This window comes from Streptomyces sp. NBC_01549 (assembly GCF_026339955.1).
In the GTDB taxonomy this organism is placed as follows: domain Bacteria; phylum Actinomycetota; class Actinomycetes; order Streptomycetales; family Streptomycetaceae; genus Streptomyces.
Genome location: NZ_JAPEPW010000001.1, coordinates 3,113,085 through 3,131,350 on the forward strand (window position 1 = coordinate 3,113,085; position 18,266 = coordinate 3,131,350).

At 69.9% G+C, this 18,266-nt stretch carries 18 protein-coding genes and 1 tRNA gene; 7 read left to right on the forward strand and 12 right to left on the reverse strand.

The window, feature by feature from the left end:
- Nucleotides 1-58 precede the first annotated feature (58 nt).
- Genes OG819_RS13715 through OG819_RS13725 form a run of 3 tightly spaced genes read right to left on the reverse strand, consistent with a single transcriptional unit; the run spans nt 59 to nt 2,931 of the window.
- Nucleotides 59-1,003: a MerR family transcriptional regulator gene (locus OG819_RS13715; RefSeq protein WP_266626311.1), complete on the reverse strand. Its 945-nt coding sequence runs from the start codon at nt 1,001-1,003 to the stop codon at nt 59-61.
- Between the two features lie 27 nt (nt 1,004-1,030).
- Nucleotides 1,031-1,174 carry a hypothetical protein gene (locus tag OG819_RS13720; protein WP_266626309.1) on the reverse strand — a complete coding sequence of 48 codons (144 nt, stop codon included), beginning with the start codon at nt 1,172-1,174 and terminating at the stop codon, nt 1,031-1,033.
- The gene (locus OG819_RS13725; RefSeq protein WP_266626307.1) at nt 1,171-2,931 is read right to left on the reverse strand and encodes an SDR family oxidoreductase; all 1,761 of its coding nucleotides are present in this window, start codon (nt 2,929-2,931) and stop codon (nt 1,171-1,173) included. The genes OG819_RS13720 and OG819_RS13725 overlap by 4 nt, the downstream gene beginning before the upstream one ends.
- A 257-nt stretch (nt 2,932-3,188) precedes the next feature.
- Between OG819_RS13725 and OG819_RS13730 the strand changes: the two genes are divergently transcribed.
- From OG819_RS13730 to OG819_RS13755, 6 genes are all read left to right on the forward strand, one after another.
- Nucleotides 3,189-4,172 carry an ABC transporter ATP-binding protein gene (locus OG819_RS13730; protein WP_266634494.1) on the forward strand — a complete coding sequence of 328 codons (984 nt, stop codon included), beginning with the start codon at nt 3,189-3,191 and terminating at the stop codon, nt 4,170-4,172.
- Entirely contained in the window at nt 4,162-5,067 is a 906-nt protein-coding gene (locus OG819_RS13735) for an ABC transporter permease (RefSeq protein WP_266583787.1), read from the forward strand. The genes OG819_RS13730 and OG819_RS13735 overlap by 11 nt, the downstream gene beginning before the upstream one ends.
- A complete protein-coding gene (locus OG819_RS13740; protein ID WP_266583785.1) occupies nt 5,064-5,975 on the forward strand; it encodes an ABC transporter ATP-binding protein in 912 nt (303 codons plus the stop codon). The genes OG819_RS13735 and OG819_RS13740 overlap by 4 nt, the downstream gene beginning before the upstream one ends.
- Nucleotides 5,976-5,985: 10 nt before the next feature.
- Complete coding sequence (locus OG819_RS13745; RefSeq protein ID WP_266626304.1) at nt 5,986-6,705, forward strand: ABC transporter permease; 720 nt, start codon at nt 5,986-5,988, stop codon at nt 6,703-6,705.
- Nucleotides 6,706-6,838: 133 nt separating this feature from the next.
- Complete coding sequence (locus tag OG819_RS13750; protein WP_095853733.1) at nt 6,839-7,072, forward strand: hypothetical protein; 234 nt, start codon at nt 6,839-6,841, stop codon at nt 7,070-7,072.
- Between the two features lie 261 nt (nt 7,073-7,333).
- Nucleotides 7,334-7,418 (forward strand) — tRNA-Ser (locus OG819_RS13755).
- A 39-nt stretch (nt 7,419-7,457) separates the two neighbouring features.
- On the opposite strand, the gene OG819_RS13760 is transcribed toward OG819_RS13755, so the two are convergent.
- The 9 genes from OG819_RS13760 to OG819_RS13800 all read right to left on the reverse strand — a co-directional run bounded on the left by OG819_RS13760 (nt 7,458) and on the right by OG819_RS13800 (nt 17,555).
- Nucleotides 7,458-8,312, reverse strand: coding sequence for an HAD family hydrolase (locus OG819_RS13760; RefSeq protein WP_266649588.1), 855 nt, complete (start codon nt 8,310-8,312; stop codon nt 7,458-7,460).
- Nucleotides 8,309-9,586 carry a serine--tRNA ligase gene (gene serS / locus OG819_RS13765; protein WP_266626300.1) on the reverse strand — a complete coding sequence of 426 codons (1,278 nt, stop codon included), beginning with the start codon at nt 9,584-9,586 and terminating at the stop codon, nt 8,309-8,311. Before serS ends, OG819_RS13760 begins: the two co-directional genes overlap by 4 nt.
- A 619-nt stretch (nt 9,587-10,205) precedes the next feature.
- On the reverse strand, nt 10,206-11,141 hold the full coding sequence (pheA, locus tag OG819_RS13770) for a prephenate dehydratase (RefSeq protein ID WP_266626298.1): 936 nt from the start codon (nt 11,139-11,141) through the stop codon (nt 10,206-10,208).
- A 35-nt stretch (nt 11,142-11,176) separates the two neighbouring features.
- A complete protein-coding gene (gene efeB / locus OG819_RS13775; RefSeq protein ID WP_266649590.1) occupies nt 11,177-12,496 on the reverse strand; it encodes an iron uptake transporter deferrochelatase/peroxidase subunit in 1,320 nt (439 codons plus the stop codon).
- A gap of 8 nt (nt 12,497-12,504) precedes the next feature.
- Nucleotides 12,505-14,595 carry a copper resistance protein CopC gene (locus OG819_RS13780; protein WP_266649592.1) on the reverse strand — a complete coding sequence of 697 codons (2,091 nt, stop codon included), beginning with the start codon at nt 14,593-14,595 and terminating at the stop codon, nt 12,505-12,507.
- 13 nt (nt 14,596-14,608) lie between these two features.
- Entirely contained in the window at nt 14,609-15,094 is a 486-nt protein-coding gene (locus OG819_RS13785; RefSeq protein ID WP_266626292.1) for a copper chaperone PCu(A)C, read from the reverse strand.
- Complete coding sequence (locus OG819_RS13790) at nt 15,091-15,744, reverse strand: SCO family protein (protein ID WP_266432791.1); 654 nt, start codon at nt 15,742-15,744, stop codon at nt 15,091-15,093. Before OG819_RS13790 ends, OG819_RS13785 begins: the two co-directional genes overlap by 4 nt.
- 106 nt (nt 15,745-15,850) lie before the next feature.
- The gene (locus tag OG819_RS13795) at nt 15,851-16,588 is read right to left on the reverse strand and encodes a YcnI family protein (protein ID WP_266649594.1); all 738 of its coding nucleotides are present in this window, start codon (nt 16,586-16,588) and stop codon (nt 15,851-15,853) included.
- 148 nt (nt 16,589-16,736) lie between these two features.
- Entirely contained in the window at nt 16,737-17,555 is an 819-nt protein-coding gene (locus tag OG819_RS13800) for a hypothetical protein (protein ID WP_266626288.1), read from the reverse strand.
- 234 nt (nt 17,556-17,789) lie between these two features.
- Between OG819_RS13800 and OG819_RS13805 the strand changes: the two genes are divergently transcribed.
- Nucleotides 17,790-18,245 carry an ATP-binding protein gene (locus tag OG819_RS13805; protein WP_266626286.1) on the forward strand — a complete coding sequence of 152 codons (456 nt, stop codon included), beginning with the start codon at nt 17,790-17,792 and terminating at the stop codon, nt 18,243-18,245.
- Nucleotides 18,246-18,266 lie beyond the last annotated feature (21 nt).

Below are 18,266 nucleotides of genomic sequence, written 5' to 3' on the forward strand. Positions count from 1 at the left end.
AAGCAAGTCCGGTTATCCACAGGTGAATTGACGAATCTGTGGACAACTCGCAGGAGATTTACGGTGTTTCGTCAACAATGTTGTGATTGTTGTGATTTGAGGTGAGGTGGTCCAAGGTCCTTGCCTGGACCTCCCGTTCCGCAGCCGCCGTGACGAAGGCCGCCACCTGCCCGGCGCCAACCAAGGCCTCCACAGCCAGCGTTGTGGCGACGGGGAGCGCCACGGAACGTTTCCCGTCCGTAGGGCCGTGGGGTTGCCGAGTTCCCAGGTGATCACGCAGGTGCCGGTTCGCGAACAGTCGCATGGCGCGCGCCAGTTCCGCGTCCACCGTCTGCCGGGCGAGCGGTCGCAGACGGCGTACGAGGGAGGCCGCCTCGGTCGCTTCCGCGTCGCTCGGCGGATGCTCACCGAGATAGCGCGCGAAGACATGCTCGGTCGTGAACTCCAGGAAACGCGAGGCGATGTGCTCGACCTTGCCCCGCAACTCCCGCAGATGGCCCGAGATCGCGGACAACGGAACGCCCGCCGCGTACAACTCCGCCGCAACGGCGAGCTCTTGGGGACTCGGGACCAGATACACCTCGGCGTCGCCGGGGACACGCTCCAGGACACCGAGCTCCACCGCCTCCGCCACCGCCGCGTCGTCCGGGCTGCCACCGAACCGCTCGTCCAGCTCGGCCCGCGACATCCGCACGGCCTCCTCGTCGGTCCACGGTCCGTCGACCTCCGCGACCAGACCGAGGATCCCGCCCAGACCCCGGCCCGCGTCCCAGGCCTCCAGGAGCTCCTTGATGGACGCCAGTGTGTAGCCGCGGTCCAGGAGGTCGGCGATCTGCCGCAGCCGGGCCAGATGCGCGTCCGCGTACACGTTGGCGCGACCGCGCCGCTCGGGACGGGGAAGCAGCCCGCGGTCCTGATAGGCGCGGATCGTCCGTACCGTGGCGCCGCTGTGATGCGCCAGATCCTCGATGCGGTACGCGACCCCGACCGGCTCGTCGTTCACGCTGCCTGCCTCCCGACCCCCTGGGTACTACGCGACGGTCCCGCGCGGCGAGCCCTCCTGCGAGGGATGGTACGACCGCCGCGGACAGCGGGACATGGCCGTGCCGAGCTCCTCCTGGAGGGGCAACAGGCCCTTGCGTACGGTCCTGTTGCGGACGGCGGCGAACCTCACAGCGGTGGCTCCATCCGTGCGATCGCGCGCAGCGCCCTGGGTGCCAGGCGGGACATCAGGCGGGCGCCGCGCGCCTCGGGGGTGACGGGCACGACCGCCTGGTTGCGGACCACCGCGCGCAGGATCGCGTCGGCCACCTTCTCCGGCGGGTAGTTGCGCAGCCCGTACAGCCGCGCCGACTTCTTCTGGCGGCGCTTCTCCTCGGTCGCGTCGACCCCGGCGAAGTGCGCCGTCGAGGTGATGTTCGTGTTGACGAAGCCCGGGCAGATCGCCGAGACGCCGATGCCCTGCCCGGCCAGCTCCGCGCGCAGGCACTCGCTGAGCATCAGCACGGCCGCCTTGGAGGTGCTGTAGGCGGGCAGCGCCTTCGAAGGCTGGTACGCCGCCGCCGACGCGGTGTTGACGATGTGGCCGCCCTGGCCGCGCTCGGCCATCTGCCTGCCGAAGAGCCGGCAGCCGTGGATCACGCCCCACAGGTTGACGTCGAGGACCTTCTTCCAGTCCTCCGGAGTCGTGTCGAAGAAGGACCCGGACAGCCCGATCCCGGCGTTGTTCACCAGCACGTCCACCACGCCGTACTCGTCGGCGACCTTCTCGGCGAGCTTCTCCATGGCCTGCTCGTCGGAGACGTCGACCGTTTCGGCCCACGCTTCGGGGGAGCCGATCAGCCGGGACATCTCCGCCGTACGGGCCGCGCCCTGCGCGTCCCGGTCGACGGCCACCACGCGCGCGCCGGCCTCGGCGAACGCGAAGGCGGTGGCCCGCCCGATGCCGCTGCCGGCGCCGGTGACCAGCACGAGCTGTCCGCCGAACCGGTCGGCATACTTGCCCGTCGCCAGGGTGCCCCGCACCGGCACACCGTCCTCGTTGGCGTGCACGAAGTCCGTGATCCAGGCCGCCAGTTGGTCGGGCCGGGTACGCGGGATCCAGTGCTTGTCCGGGAGGGTGCGACGCACGAGCCGCGGGACCCACTCCTCCAGGCCGTCGTAGAGCCGCTCGGAGAGGAACGCGTCCCCCAGGGGTGTGACGAGCTGCACGGGCGCGTGCGCGTAGGCGTCCGGGCGTGGCCTCTTCAGCCGGGCCCGTACGTTGTCGCGGTACAGCCAGGCGCCGTGCGCCGCGTCCGTCGGCAGCGAAGCGGTCGGATAGTCGCCCGCGGGTACCTTCTCGACCCGCCGCAGGATCTTCGGCCACTGCTTGCCGAGGGGGCCGCGCCAGGCGAGCTCGGGCAGCACGGGCGTGTGCAGCAGGTACACGTACCAGGACTTGGCGCCCTGACCGAGGAGCTGGCCGACCCTGCGCGGGGTGGGCCGCCGTACCCGCCGCTTGATCCAGTGGCCGAAGTGGTCGAGGGACGGCCCGGACATCGAGGTGAAGGAGGCGATCCGGCCCTGGGTGCGCGCGACCGTGACGAACTCCCAGGACTGCACCGAACCCCAGTCGTGCCCCACCAGGTGCACCGGCCGGTCGGGGCTCACCGCGTCCACGACGGCCAGGAAGTCGTCCGTCAGCTTCTCCAGGGTGAACCCGCCCCGCAGCGGCCGCGGGGCCGTCGACCCGCCGTGGCCACGGACGTCGTAGAGCACCACGTGGAAACGCTCGGCCAGGCGGGTCGCGACCGCGGACCACACCTCCTTGGAGTCCGGATAGCCGTGCACGAGCACCACCGTGGGCCCGGCCGGATCGCCCAGCTCGGCGACACACAGCTCGATCCCACCCGTCCGCACCCGGCGCTCGCGCGCGCCTTCGAGAGTCACGTGGTCACTTCTCCTTCGCCCAGCGCCGCACGGTACGTGTCCGTAACGTGACACTGGCGAATGTGACAGTTGTTAGAGGATGCGTCAATAGACCTGCGCGGCGCCTGTGGACAACCGGCTCGATGTGGATAAACCCTCGCCGGTTGTTCGACTTCAGGGGGACCCCTACGGGCCCGTACGACTCGAGGCTGACGCGGATCCAGCTCCGTGGGTTGACGACCGCTGTGGCGTGCGCCACTACCTTCGACAACGTGACTGTGATCGCGACCGAAAGCCTGAGCAAGCGGTACCCCCGGGTGACCGCTCTTGACCGGCTCTCCGTGGACGTCGGGCCCGGTGTGACCGGACTCGTCGGAGCCAACGGAGCCGGCAAGTCCACACTGATCAAGATCCTGCTGGGTCTCTCCCCCGCCACCGAGGGCCGCGCCCAAGTGCTCGGTCTCGATGTCGCCACCCAAGGCGGCGCCATCCGCGAGCGGGTCGGGTACATGCCCGAGCACGACTGCCTGCCCCCCGACGTCTCGGCCACCGAGTTCGTCGTCCACATGGCACGCATGTCCGGGCTCCCGCCGACCGCGGCCCGCGAGCGCACCGCGGACACCCTGCGCCACGTCGGACTGTACGAGGAGCGCTACCGCCCCATCGGTGGCTACTCGACTGGCATGAAGCAGCGCGTCAAGCTCGCGCAGGCCCTCGTCCACGACCCCCAGCTGGTCTTCCTCGACGAGCCGACCAACGGCCTCGACCCGGTCGGCCGCGACGAGATGCTCGGCCTCATCCGCCGTATCCACACCGAGTTCGGGATCTCCGTCCTGGTGACCTCGCACCTGCTGGGCGAGCTGGAGCGCACCTGCGACCACGTCGTGGTCGTCGACGGCGGCAAGCTGCTGCGGTCCAGCTCCACCACGGACTTCACCCAGACCACGACGACCCTGGCCATCGAGGTCACCGACACCGACGAGCACCCGGACGGCACCAGCGCGGCCCGCGAGGCGCTCCACGCGCGCGGGGTCGAGACCCACGACGGCAGCGGACTGCCGGGCGCCGGACACATCCTGCTGCTGACCGCCGAGGGCGAGGAGACCTACGACCTCGTCCGCGACGTCGTCGCCGACCTCGGCCTCGGCCTGATCCGGATGGAACAGCGCAGGCACCACATCGCGGAGGTCTTCCGCGAGGAACAGACGGACGCGACGGACGCGCAGGGCGTACGGAAGGAGGCAGTGAGCCATGGCAGTTGAGCAGTCCCTCACCCCACGCGGTGAGCAGACCCGGATCCACGACATCGGCTACCGCCACTACGACGGCCCGCGCCTGGGCCGCGGCTACGCCCGCCGCTCGCTGTACTCGCAGTCCCTGCGCGGCTCCTACGGCCTGGGCCGCTCGGTCAAGTCCAAGGTGCTGCCGATGCTGCTCTTCGTGGTGATGTGCGTCCCCGCACTCATCATGGTGGCCGTCGCGGTCGCCACCAAGGCGAAGGCCCTGCCGGTCGACTACACGCGCTACGCGGTCATCATGCAGGCCGTCATCGGCCTGTACGTCGCCTCCCAGGGACCCCAGTCCGTCTCGCGCGACCTGCGCTTCAAGACCGTACCGCTGTACTTCTCACGCCCCATCGAGATCGTCGACTACGTACGCGCCAAGTACGCGGCGCTGGCCTCGGCGCTGTTCATCCTGACGGCCGCGCCGCTGATCGTGCTCTACGTAGGGGCACTTCTGGCGAAGCTCGACTTCTCCGACCAGACGAAGGGCTTCGGACAGGGGTTGGTCTCGGTGGCACTGCTGTCACTGCTCTTCGCCGGGATCGGCCTGGTCATCTCGTCGATCACCCCACGCCGCGGCTTCGGCATCGCGGCCGTCATAGCGGCGCTGACCATCTCCTACGGAGCCGTGTCGACCGTCCAGGCCATCGCCTACGAGCAGTCCAGCTCCTCGGCCGTCCCCTGGCTCGGCCTCTTCTCTCCCATCACGCTCATCGACGGGGTGCAGACCGCCTTCCTCGGCGCCACCTCCGCCTTCCCCGGCGGGGAGGGCCCCTCGTCCGGGCAGGGAGTCGTCTTCCTCGTCGCCGTCCTGGGGCTCATCGCGGGCTCCTACGGTCTCCTGCTGCGCCGCTACCGAAAGGTCGGGCTGTGACCACGCTCAACATCGACCATGTCTCGCGCTGGTTCGGCAACGTGGTGGCGGTCAACGACATCACGATGACGATCGGCCCCGGCGTCACCGGCCTGCTCGGCCCGAACGGCGCCGGGAAGTCCACCCTCATCAACATGATGGGCGGCTTCCTCGCCCCCTCCACCGGCACCGTCACCCTCGACGGCCGGCAGGTCTGGCGCAACGAACAGATCTACAAGCACATCGGCATCGTCCCGGAGCGCGAGGCGATGTACGACTTCCTCACGGGCCAGGAATTCGTCGTCGCCAACGCCGAGTTGCACGGCCTGGGAGCGAAGGCCGCCCAACGGGCGCTCGCCACGGTCGAGATGGAGTACGCGCAGGACCGCAAGATCTCCACGTACTCCAAGGGCATGCGGCAGCGCGTGAAGATGGCCTCCGCCCTCGTCCATGACCCGTCCCTGCTGCTGCTCGACGAGCCCTTCAACGGCATGGACCCGCGCCAGCGCATGCAGCTCATGGACCTGCTGCGCCGCATGGGCGACGAGGGCCGCACGGTGCTGTTCTCGTCCCACATCCTCGAAGAGGTCGAACAACTCGCCGCCCACATCGAGGTGATCGTCGCCGGACGCCACGCGGCCAGCGGGGACTTCCGCCGCATCCGCCGCCTGATGACCGACCGTCCGCACCGCTACCTGGTGCGCTCCAGCGACGACCGGGCACTGGCCGCCGCGCTGATCGCCGATCCGTCGACGTCCGGCATCGAAGTGGACCTGGCCGAGGGCGCGTTGCGCATCCAGGCGGTCGACTTCGGCCGGTTCACGGCGCTGCTGCCGCGCGTCGCGCGCGAGCACGGCATCCGGCTGCTCACGGTCTCGCCGTCCGACGAGTCCCTCGAGTCCGTCTTCTCGTATCTCGTCGCGGCGTAGGAGGCCAAAGATGTACGACCCCACAGTCGCCCGGCTCACGTATCGAGCCCTGCTCGGCCGCCGCCGGGCCCTCATCCTCTGCGCACTGCCCGTCCTGCTCATCGTGATCTCCGCGGCCGTACGCGGCTTCGCCGGAGCCGACGACCAGGTGGCCTCGGACCTGCTCGGCGGCTTCGCGCTCGCCACGATGGTGCCGATCATCGGCGTCATCGCCGGCACCGGCGCGATCGGCCCCGAGATCGACGACGGCTCGGTGGTGTATCTGCTGGCCAAGCCCCTGAAGCGGCCGACGATCATCTTCACCAAGCTGATCGTCGCGATCGCCGTCACCATGGCGTTCTCCGCCCTGCCGACGTTCATCGCGGGCATGATCCTGAACGGCAACGGCCAGCAGGTCGCCGTCGCCTACACCGTGGCGGCGCTGGTCGCCTCGATCGCGTACGCCGCGCTGTTCCTGCTGCTGGGGACGGTCACCCGGCACGCGGTGGTCTTCGGGCTCGTCTACGCGCTGGTCTGGGAGGCCCTGTTCGGGTCGCTGGTGTCCGGCGCGCGCACGCTCAGCGTCCAGCAGTGGGCGCTCGCCGTGGGCCACAAGGTCACCGGCGGCGACCTCGTCACCTCGGACGTGGGCCTGCCCACCGCGACGGTGTTCCTGGTCGTGGTCACCGTGCTCGCCACCTGGTACGCCGGGCAGCGACTGCGGTCGCTGACGCTGGCCGGCGAGGAGTGAGCCGGGGGCTCCACGCGCGTGTACTGGTCGTCGCCACGTACGCGCGCGTGGCGCCCCCCTTTTTTCTTGACAGTGGCTTCACCTCTGGCCCGGCACACTGGGCCGAGGGGACGCGCGGCTAGGAGGAACGGGGATGGCGGAACCGCAAGGCGAAGGACAGAGGGAGACCGAGGACGTCTGGGACGACCTCGTACTGGACGAGAGCTTCATACGCTCGGCGGAGACGACCGAACCGTCCGCCCGCGCCCGTATGCTCGCCGCCCGCTGGCGCGAGGGGGGACCCGATCCGCAGCCCTGGCGCTCCGACGAGCCGCCCGCGGGATGGTTCTTCAGCAAGGCCCGTCGGCGCAGGTGGCGCCGCCGGTAACCCCCTTGGGGAGCGGCTTTATTCAGTGGCGCCCAAGTCGGCGTACGGGCACAGTAGTTATGTCCACGTCGCCGCATCGAGCCGGCGCTACGTTCTGGGAGAGGAGCGCGACGATGCCCATCAGTAGCAGTCCGTCGAGCTCCCTACAGGGCAGCCCGCGGCAGGCTCCGGAGTAGTTACCTCTCCGTGGAGCCCGCCCGCACGGGGGGCTGCCCGGGGCGGCCGCTTCGAGCGCGCGTACGCCGCGCGGGCCGCCCACCCGGAGGATTGGCCGAGAGGTAAGGCACCGGCTTGCTAAGCCGTGGTCGGGGTCAACCCCGCGCGCGTTCGATCCGCGCATCCTCCGCGAGACGTTGTCACTGGAACTTGGCAGAGTCGGGGTGTTCTACGGGGCACCGGGCGCCGCGGGCTGCGCCCTCACCCGCTGACCCAGCAACCGCTCCAGCACCACCGCGATGCCGTCCTCCTCGTTCGAGGACGTCACCTCGTCCGCGACCGCCTTGAGATCGTCGTGGGCGTTCGCCATGGCCACGCCGTGGGCCGCCCACGCGAACATCGGGATGTCGTTGGGCATGTCACCGAAGGCGATCGTGTCCGCGGCCTTCACACCGAGGCGGCGGGCGGCGAGAGACAGCCCCGTGGCCTTGGAGAGGCCGAGGGGGAGGAGTTCCACTATCCCCGCGCCCGCCATGGTGACGCCGACGAGACCGCCCGCGACCTCCGCCGCCACCGCGGCCAGCTCGTCGTCGGAGAGCGTCGGGTGCTGCACGTACAGCTTGTTCAGAGGGGCCGACCAGAGGTCCGCCGCGTCCCTGATCGGGACGACCGGCAGCTGTCCCTCCAGCCGCCGGTAGCCGGGGCCGACCAGCACCTCACCGTCGAGGCCGTCGCGGCTCGCGGCCAGCAGCAGTGGGCCGACCTCCGCCTCTATCTTGGCGAGCGCGAGCCCGGCGAGCTGCCGGTCCAGCGTCACCGAGGTGAGCAACCGGTGTTCCCCCGCGTCGTACACCTGCGCGCCCTGGCCGCACACCGCGAGACCCTCGTAGCCGAGGTCGTCGAGGATGTGCCGGGTCCAGGGCACCGCGCGCCCGGTGACGACGATGTGCGCGGCGCCCGCCGCGGCGAGTGCCTCACGCGTGCGCTCCGAGACCGTCTCGTCGGAACGCAGCAGCGTGCCGTCGAGATCGGTCGCGACGAGCTTGTAGGGGAACGAACCGGTCGACCCGGCGGCGGCGGTCACTTGGAGATCGGCTCCAGGACCTCACGGCCGCCCAGGTACGGACGCAGCACCTCGGGCACCCGCACGGAGCCGTCGGCCAGCTGGTGGTTCTCCAGGATCGCCACGATCGTGCGCGGGACGGCGCACAGCGTGCCGTTCAGCGTCGCCAGCGGCTGGACCTTCTTGCCGTCGCGCATGCGCACGGACAGGCGGCGGGCCTGGAAGCCGTCACAGTTCGAGGCTGAGGTCAGCTCGCGGTACTTGCCCTGGGTCGGGATCCACGCCTCGCAGTCGAACTTGCGGGACGCGGAGGCACCGAGGTCGCCCGAGGCCACGTCGATGACCTGGAAGGGCAGCTCGAGGCCGGTCAGCCACTGCTTCTCCCAGTCGAGGAGCCGCTTGTGCTCGTTCTCCGCGTCCTCGGGGTCGACGTACGAGAACATCTCGACCTTGTCGAACTGGTGCACACGGAAGATGCCGCGGGTGTCCTTGCCGTAGGTACCGGCCTCGCGGCGGAAGCACGGCGAGAAGCCGGCGTAGCGCAGCGGCAACTGGCCGGCGTCCAGGATCTCGTCCATGTGGTACGCCGCGAGGGGGACCTCGGAGGTGCCGACCAGGTAGTAGTCGTCCTTCTCCAGGTGGTACACGTTCTCCGCGGCCTGGCCGAGGAAGCCGGTGCCCTCCATGGCGCGCGGGCGGACCAGGGCCGGGGTCAGCATCGGGGTGAAGCCGGCCTCGGTGGCCTGCGCGATCGCGGCGTTGACGAGGGCGAGTTCCAGGAGCGCGCCGACACCCGTCAGGTAGTAGAAGCGCGAGCCGGAGACCTTGGCGCCCCGCTCGACGTCGATGGCACCGAGCGCCTCGCCGAGCTCCAGGTGGTCCTTGGGCTCGAAGCCCTCGGCGCCGAAGTCGCGGATCGTGCCGTGCGTCTCCAGGACGACGAAGTCCTCCTCGCCGCCGACCGGGACGTCCGGGTGGACCAGGTTGCCGAGCTGGAGGAGCAGACGCTTGGTCTCCTCGTCCGCCTCGTGCTGTTCGGCGTCGGCGGCCTTGACGGCGGCCGCGAGCTCCCCGGCCTTCTTCAGCAGCTCGGCCTTCTCGTCGCCGGAGGCCTTGGGGATCAGCTTGCCGAGCGCCTTCTGCTCGGATCGGAGCTCGTCGAAGCGGACGCCGGACGACCTGCGCCGCTCGTCGGCAGAGAGGAGGGAGTCGACGAGGGCGACGTCCTCTCCACGGGCGCGCTGGGAGGCGCGAACACGGTCGGGGTCCTCACGGAGCAGGCGAAGGTCAATCACCCCTCAAGGCTACCGGTGCGCGCTTCCGGCCATCGACTCGATATTCCGCTCCGTCGGTTCTGTGGCGTTATGAGTGAAATGCCGGACCGAATTTTTCTTGATCGCCGACGCTCGTCAATGATCGCCCATCAGAGTCGGTCCGCGTCAATAAAAGGGACGGTACTCCCTGAAACGGGGCAGACGGTAACCAGGAGGTTGACTGGATTCCCTTGTGAAGAGCGGTACTTGAGAAGAGGTTGTCCACAGGGTTCACGCTCCCGCAGAGTTATCCACAGGCTGTGCGGAAGATCTGTGGACTTCGGAGGTGATCCTTCCGAAAGCCGCATGCGGGACGAAGAATTCCCGGGTCAAACCATCCGTACACCCACGTTCGAGTGGAAATGCTTCGCTCCAAAGGATTGATCAAGGGAAAAGAGTGGACGAGGGGTGACGTGCGGGGCTGTGGACGAACTTGGGCCCTGTAGGCCGATTTGTCGATGATGTAGTGCTTCGTTGTCGACTTGTCCCCAGGTCGAGAAGCACACCTGTGGATAACATCTGTGGATGAGGAAAATCTGCAGGTAGGACCAGTGCAATGGGGCCTGGAACAGGCCCGGAGCCACAGAAAGCCTGGAACGGCCTAGAACCGTCCGTCCTGGCAGCGCGCCAGCCAGTCCGATGCCGCCGAGAAATCGCCGTCCGATGTTCCGGGCCGCAGCGGCCGTACGTCCTTCAGGGCGACCCCGGCCCGCGGATAGGACCCGAGAAAGCGCACCTGGGGGCTGATGCGCTTGAGGCCCATCAGTGCCTCGCCCACGCGGCGGTCGGTGATGTGGCCCTCCGCGTCCACGGAGAAGCAGTAGTTGCCGATGCCCTGGCCGGTGGGCCGCGATTCAATCCGCATCAGGTTGACGCCACGCACGGCGAACTCCTGGAGGAGTTCGAGCAGTGCACCCGGGTGGTCGTCGCCGAGCCAGATGACCACGGACGTCTTGTCGGCGCCGGTCGGGGCCGCGGGCCGGGCCGGACGGCCGACCAGCACGAAGCGGGTCTCGGCGTTCGCCGCGTCGTGGATCTCGGTCACCAGTGGCTCGAGCCCGTAGGTCGCCGCCGCGAACTCGCCCGCGAAGGCCGCGTCGTACCGGCCCTCCTGGACCAGGCGGGCGCCGTCCGCGTTCGAGGCCGCCGACTCCCACACGGTGTTCGGCAGGTTGGTGCCGAGCCAGTTGCGTACCTGCGGCTGGGCGACCGGATGGCCGGTGACCGTCTTGATGTCCTTCAGGGCGGTGCCGGGCCTGACCAGCAGGGCGAAGGCGATCGGCAGGACGACCTCGCGGTAGATCATCAGCGGCTCGCCCTTGGCGAGCTCGTCGAGGGTGGCGGTGACACCGCCCTCGACCGAGTTCTCGATCGGGACGAGCGCGCCCGCGGCCTCGCTCCCGCGCACCGCGTCGAGCGCGGCCGGCACGGACACCATGGGCACCAGCTCCCGTGTCGCGGCTTCCGGGAGCGTGCGGAGGGCGGCCTCGGTGAACGTTCCCTCGGGGCCGAGATAGGTGTAGCGCGTCGCCGACATACTCGTCACCCTAATAGGGCCCGCTCTGCCCGGGATCACCCTTCCAGCAGCCGCTGCCCCACGTACTCCCCCTCCGCCGCCCCGCCCGGCACCGCGAACAGCCCGCTCGCCTCGTGGCGTATGAACGTCGACAGGGCGTCGCCGCGGTCGAGCTTGCGCTGCACCGGGACGAAGCCGCGCAGCGGATCCGCCTGCCAGCAGACGAAGAGCAGGCCGGCGTCGGGCACCCCGCCCGTGTCGAAGCCGTCGTGGAAGGAGAACGGGCGGCGCAGCATCGCGGCGCCGCCGTTCCGGTCCGGCCGGGTGATCCGGGCGTGCGCGTTGAGAGGAACGACCAGGTTGGCGTCGGCGTCGGTCTTGTCGAGGTTCATCGCGGTCGTCTCGGTGCCGCCGGTCAGCGGCGCCCCGGTGGACTTCTTCCGCCCGATGACGTCCTCCTGGGCCTTGACCGAGAGCTTCTCCCAGTCGTCGAGAAGCATCCGGATCCGGCGTACGACGGCGTACGAGCCGTTCGCCATCCACGCCGGGTCGCCGGCGGCGGGCACGAAGATGCGCTGGTCGAAGTCGGCCTCGGACGGCTTCGGATTGCGGGTGCCGTCGATCTGGCCCATCAGGTTGCGGGCCGTCATCGGCTGGGCCGTGGCGCCGGGCGAGCGGTTGAAACCGTTCATCTGCCAGCGCACCCGGGCAGCGCTGCCCGCGTCCTTCTGGAGTGTGCGCAGGGCGTGGAAGGCGACCAGGGCGTCGTTGGCGCCGATCTGCACCCACAGGTCGCCGTTGCTGCGTGACTTGTCGAGGTGGTCGGAGGAGAAGTCGGGCAGCGGGTCGAGGGCGACCGGGCGCTGCTTCTCCAGGCCTGTCCGCGCGAAGAAGCTGTTTCCGAAGCCGAAAGTGACCGTCAGGGACGACGGTCCGGCGTCACGGGCGACGTCCGTGTCGTCCTGCGTGGCGGCCTCGCCCGCCATCAGCCGCTGGGCGGTCGTCGACCAGCGGCGCAGCAGTGCGGCGGCCTCCTTGCGGCCCGCGCCCGCGGCCAGGTCGAAGGCGACGAGGTGGCCACGGGCCTGGAGCGCGGTGGTGATGCCGGGCTGATGTTTCCCGTGAAACATCACCGTGTCCGCGCCGAGCGAGGTCAGGGGCGCGGCCTTGTCGGTGGACGGTGCGGCCGCGTAACCGGCGGCACCTCCGGCCGCGCCCAGGGCGAGACCGGTGGCACCGGCGGTGCCGAGCAGTCGGCGCCGGGAAAAGACTCCTCCAGAAGAGGGCTTCTGGGAAACAGAAGAGGGTTTCTGGGAAACGGCCTCTCCTGAAAGGGCATTTTCCGAGGTGGCTTCCGGAGTGGACTGGTCAGCCATGGTGAGGTTCAGCCGATCTTCGCGTTCTTGGTGACGGTCGTCTGGTCGATATCGGAGGTGCGTACGGTCACCGCGATCTCCCAGTCGCCCGCCATCGGGATCTGCACCCCGATCGCCGACCAGTGGCCGGTGGCGATGCGGTCGGGGGTCACCGGCAGCGGGCCGATCTTCTTGGCCTCCAGGGTGAAGGCGACCTTCACCTCGGGGATGTCGAAGGCCTTGCCGTTCGGCCGTTCCACGTAGACGTGCATCTCGTTGCCGCCGACGCGGGCCGGGTCGAGGGTGACCTCCGCGGTGCCCTTGCCGTCCTGGCCGCCCGTGTCGAACGGGAGCTTCAGTGAGAGGGACCCGGACCGCTGTGAGGAGGACGTGGTGGACTGCTGGGCCGTCTCCTCCGTACGCCCCGGCTCGGTGGACGTCAGTACGGTCGTCACGGCCAGCAGGACGACGGCGACGCCCGCCTCGGCGAGCACCGAGCGACGCAGGCCTGCCCGTGCCGGGTCGGCGTCGCGGAGGCGCTTCTGACGCGCGGTGGCCACGGCAGCCTGTTGCCGGGCCAGTTGAGCGGCGCGCCGGGAGTTCCCCGAGGTCGAGCCCCCCGAGGTCGAGCCCCCGGAGGTCGAGTCCTTGGAGCTCGAGTTTCTGGAATTCGCGGGCACCTTCGTCGACTGCTTCGTCCGCTGTCCGGCGTAAGCCGTCGCTCCGGCCGTGGCCCCGGCCGTCGCCATGGCCTTCGCCTCGGGTGCCTCGAACAGCTGCGCCGTCCAGCGCCGCGAGATCCACCCGATGCCGATGAGGACGGCCACCAGGCCGACCTTGACGAGCAGCAGCTGCCCGTACGACGTTCCGGTCAGGGCCGACCAGGAGCCGACCTGGCGCCAGGACTGGTAGATCCCGGTCGCGGCCAGCACGGTCACGCTGCCGAACGCGACGCGTGAGAAGCGCCGTACGGTCGCCGCCTCGATCTGCGCCTCGGCGGGCGCCCGGAACAGCGCGACCAGCAGCGTCGACAGGCCGCCCAGCCAGACGGCGACCGCCAGCAGGTGCAGCACGTCGACGGGCATCGCGAGGCCCGGCTGGATACCGGTGGAGGCGTGCTCGGCCATCGCCCAGCTCGCCGCCAGGCCCGCCGCGACGACGGTGCCGCCGATCGCGAGCCCGAACGCGAGATCCTTCCTCTCGACATCGGCGTCGCCTTCGCCGGACACCTCGCGCTCGCCCTCGCCGGACAGCGCGCCCTTGTCGGTCGCCTCGGCCTCATCCGACGTGTGGGCCCCGTCGCGCCGCGCGTACGCCCCGAAGAGCACCGCGATGAACAGCGCGCCCGCGGCGAGCAGCAGCAGCCGTGAGACCAGTGCCGCTCCCGCCTTGGTCTGCAGCACCTGTCCGAGCAGTGTCAGGTCGAAGATGTCGCCGACCTTGCCGGAGCCGACGTAGGAGCCGCGCAGGAGCAGCAGTGCGAGGGTGGCGCCGGTCAGCGCGAGCCACCCGGAGACCACGAGTCGTTGCACCGGACGGACGCCGGCGCCGCGCTGCCAGCAGGTCAGTACGAAGGCCGCGCCACCCACCAGGAGGATGAATCCGGCGTACGAGACATACCGTCCGATCCCATAGAGTGCGCCGACGACTCCGCCGCCCACGGCGGGGTCGGAGAGCGCGACGGAGGTCTGCGAGGGTGCGCCGATGGAGAAGGTGAAGGCGCCGGATACGGGATGGCTGTCCGCCGACACCACCTGGTAGGTGACGGTGAACGTGCCGTCGGGCAGCCCCGAGTGGAGCTTCACGCCATAGGTGGTGCCGCCCAGGTCGACCGCTTTGCCGGTGTCGACGCGCTTGCCCTTGGGGTCGAGCACGCGCACCGAGCCGTCGGACAGGGCGACCCTCTCGGAGAACGTCAGCGAGACCTGGGTGGGTGCTTGGTTGACCACCGCTCCCTGCTGGGGGGTGCTGCCCGTCAGTGCGGCGTGCGCGGAGGCGGGCGTGGCGCCGGCCAGGACCGCGCCGGCCACGGCGAGGAGCAGCAAGAGCAGTGCCCGTACCCGAAAAGCGACCCCTCCAGTGGTGGTGGCAGGCGCATGGGGAGCGATGGTCTGTGTCACGGTGATCCCTCCCTCAGTGCCCGGTCTTGGGGTTGTACGTCGCGGACTTCACCGGCATGGAGACCTTCACCGCGCCCGCCTTGGTGAAGTGGAGCGTCACCGACACCTTCTCGCCCTCCAGGGGCTTGTGGGTGAGCTTTTCGAACATGAGGTGGTTGCCGCCGCTCGCGAAGTCCAGTGACCCGTCGGCGGGCACGGCGAACGACTTCCGCTCCTCCATCGCGCCCCCCTTGGTGGAGTGCAGCGTGACGTCGGAGGCGAGGCCGCTGGTGACGGAGGTCAGGGTGTCGGCGCCGCCGGAGTTGGTGACGGTGAAGAAGCCGGCCGCCATGGTGTCCATGACGGGGGCGGGCATATAGGCGCCGGTGATCTTCAGTTCGGGCTTGTCCGCGCTGTGCGAGGAGGAGTCGTCGGAGCCGCAGCCCGCCAGCGCCAGCGCTGTGGCGGTCAGCGCCACGTATCCCGCGAGACGCCTCGAAGGGGCTCCGGATCGGCTCACGGATTCTCTCCCTTGATGAGCTTGGGGAGGTCCTTGGTGTAGTCGTCGACGGTGGCGTCCTCTCCGTAGATCACGTAGCCCCCGTCGGTCTTCGGTGAGAACGCGATGACCTGGGTGCCGTGCACGGAGACGAGCTTGCCGTTCTTGTCCTTCGTCGTCGGCTCGATGGAGATGCCGAGAGTGCGGGCGCCCGCCTGGACGGTGGGGAAGTCGCCGGTGAGGCCGACGAAGGCGGGGTCGATCCCCTTGAGCCACTTGCCGAGCGCGGCGGGAGTGTCGCGCGCCGGGTCGGTGGTGACGAACACGACCTTGAACTTGTCCTGTTCGGCCTTGGGCAGCTGCTTCTTGGCGACGGCGAGGTTGCTCATCGTCGTCGGGCAGACGTCGGGGCAGTGGGTGTAGCCGAAGTAGATGAGCGTCGGGACGCCCTTGGTCTCGGCCCGGAAGTCGTACTTCTTGCCGTTCGTGTCGGTGAGGACGAGGTCGGGCTTCTCGAACGCCTTGTCGAGGACCGTGGCGGCCTTGCCCGTGCCGGCCTCGGCGGACACGTCGGCGATCGGCTTGTTGCTGTCGTCGCCGCTGCCGCAGGCGGAGAGGGTCAGTGCGGCCGCGGCGAACAGGGCGGCCGCGGCATACGTCTTCTTGCGCATAGAAAAATGTCCCAGATGTGAGGGCTCCGGTGTGCACCGGGGTCGTACGACCCCTTTGACGAGGGCGTACGACCTGCCGGTGCACAAAGGAGGGGTGCGGTGGGCCTCAGCCCGCGGTGCGCCGCCGGCCGGCCAGAACGCCGTACGCCACGCCCGCCGCGCCGACGACGATGCCGACGACACCGAGGACGCGCGCGGTGGTGTCAGCGCCGTCCGAGGACGAGGCGGAGGTGGACGAGGCGGGGGCCGCCGTGGAGGTGTCGGAGGCGTCCTCGGCGGTTGCGGAGGACCCGTGGTGCCCGTCCGCGGACGCGGCGGAGAGCGTGAGCACCGGAGCCGGGTTCTCGGGCTCCTCCTTGCCCTCCTGCTGCGGCTCGATCCAGCGCACGACCTCCTTGTTGTCGTACGTCTGGATCGCCTTGAAGACGAGTTCGTCGGTGTCCTCGGGCAGCGCGCCGACGGAGAGCGGGAACTTCTGGAAGAAGCCCGGCTCGATGCCCTTGCCGGTGGCGGTCCAGGTGACCTTGGTGACGGCCTCGGAGATCTTCTCGCCGTGCATCGTGAGCGGCTTGGCCAGCTTGCTCTTGGTGACCTTCACGGACCAGCCGTCGAGGGGCTGCGGCATGACGGAGGCGAGCGGGTGGTCGGTCGGGAAGTTCACCTCGACCTTGTTGGTCGAGGCGTCGTCGCGCTCGTTGGGGACCTTGAAGTCGACGACGGCGTAACCGCCCTTGGCGGCCTGGCCCTCCGGCTGCACGCTGACGTGCGCGAAGGCGGGGGCGGAGACGGCGAGGACGGCCGAGGCGGCGACGGCGCCGGCGGCGGCGATACGGGAAGCCTTCATGGAAGAGAGCACTCCACTTTCAGTCCGATGAGAAGGGGGGCGCGTGCGGACGGTGCGATGCGGCCCCGGGGGGGTGTCATCGCGTGCACGCGCGCGTGCCGCACGACGGCACCCCCGTCGGATCGGTCCGGTGGAGTGGCGCGTCGTGTCAGGCGGCGAGGACGAGAGCGGTGGAGTGGGGCGGTCCGCGGCGGACGACGCTGTGCTGGAGCTCGGCGGTACGGGGCTTGGGCGGCGTCAGAAGCGCGGTGCGCCGGGCGCGCGGTGCCGCGTCGGGCGCACCCGGAAGTCCGGCCCGCAGGGCGCGTACGAGCGCTAGCGCCCCGCGCAGGGACCGCATGAGCGCCCCTTCCGCGACTCCGTGCGCGGACAGTCGGATCAGGCGCAGCAGCGCCAGATCACCGTGGCGCAGCACCCATCCGGCGGCGACGGCCGCGAGGACGTGGCCGAGCAGCATCGGTAGGGACGGCAGCACGGACATCGAGGACCCCGTGGCGGTCGCCATCGCGTCCGTGGAGTGGGGCATGGGCATGGACGAGGTCATGCCCGTGTCGAGCCGTGCGTCGGCGAGGATCTTCATGGCCTGAGCCGGGCTGATCGCCGCCGCGGTCGTGCCGCACACGAGGCGTGCGGCACGTTCCACGAGTGAGGTGTCGGCCATCGACATGGAGCCGGAGGCCGACGCCGTGGCGGTCCCGCCGAGTCCGAACAGCGTGTGCAGGACGGTCTGGCCGATCGCGAGCAGCGCGGCGATGCCCGGCAGCGAGCGCTCCCGCCCCGCCAGCGAGGCCGCGACAGCGAAGACCGCGAGGAATCCGGCGCCGAGCGTCCACAGCGGGACGGTGGCGCAGGAGGCGAGCCCATGACCGGCCGCGGCCAGCACGACACAGACCGCGGCGAACACCGCGGCCCGCAGAATCCGGAGCTCGTATCCGGAGCGCGTCCTGCGTTGGTGGGGGGCAGTCATGGCGGGCTCATCATCGCACTGGCCCTACCCGCCACCTACGGCAGGTCCGCAAAATGTCGGTCCGCGAGTCGTGGTCCGAAAGATGACGATCTGGGGCGAACCACCCGCACATACACCGATCTTTGTGGCGTGCGCATCCGCCGTATGGGCGGCATCACGTCATGCGGGCGATTGCGCACAGGTGCTTGCGGCAATACGTAACGGTATGTCGAGCCGCGGCCGGGAGGCTGGAGCATGAGCATCTGGTGGTCACTCCATTTGCGGCGTGAGGCCGCAAGCGTTCCGCTCGCGAGACGCCTGCTGCTCGGCACGATGGAGACGGCGGGTGTCGATCCGGACGTCTCGTACGACCTCTCCGTGGCCCTCAGTGAGGCCTGCGCCAACGCGGTGGAGCACGGCGGGGACGCCGCTCCCGGCACCGCGTCGGAGGCCTATCGGGTCACCGCCTATCTCGACGGCGAGAAGTGCCGCATCGAGGTCTCCGACTCCGGCCCGGGCTTCGCCCCGGGCCGAGCCCGTCTCGCGCTCCGCCCGGTCCGCGGCGACGCGGAGCACGGCCGGGGGCTGTGCCTGATCCGGGAACTCGCCGATCACGTCCAGATCGGCAACGAGCCGGGGCGGGGCGGCGCGGTGGTCAGTTTCGACAAGATCCTCAAGTGGAAGAAGGACGTACCCCTGATGGCCGTTTAAGGCCTGTGCCGAGCGCGGGTG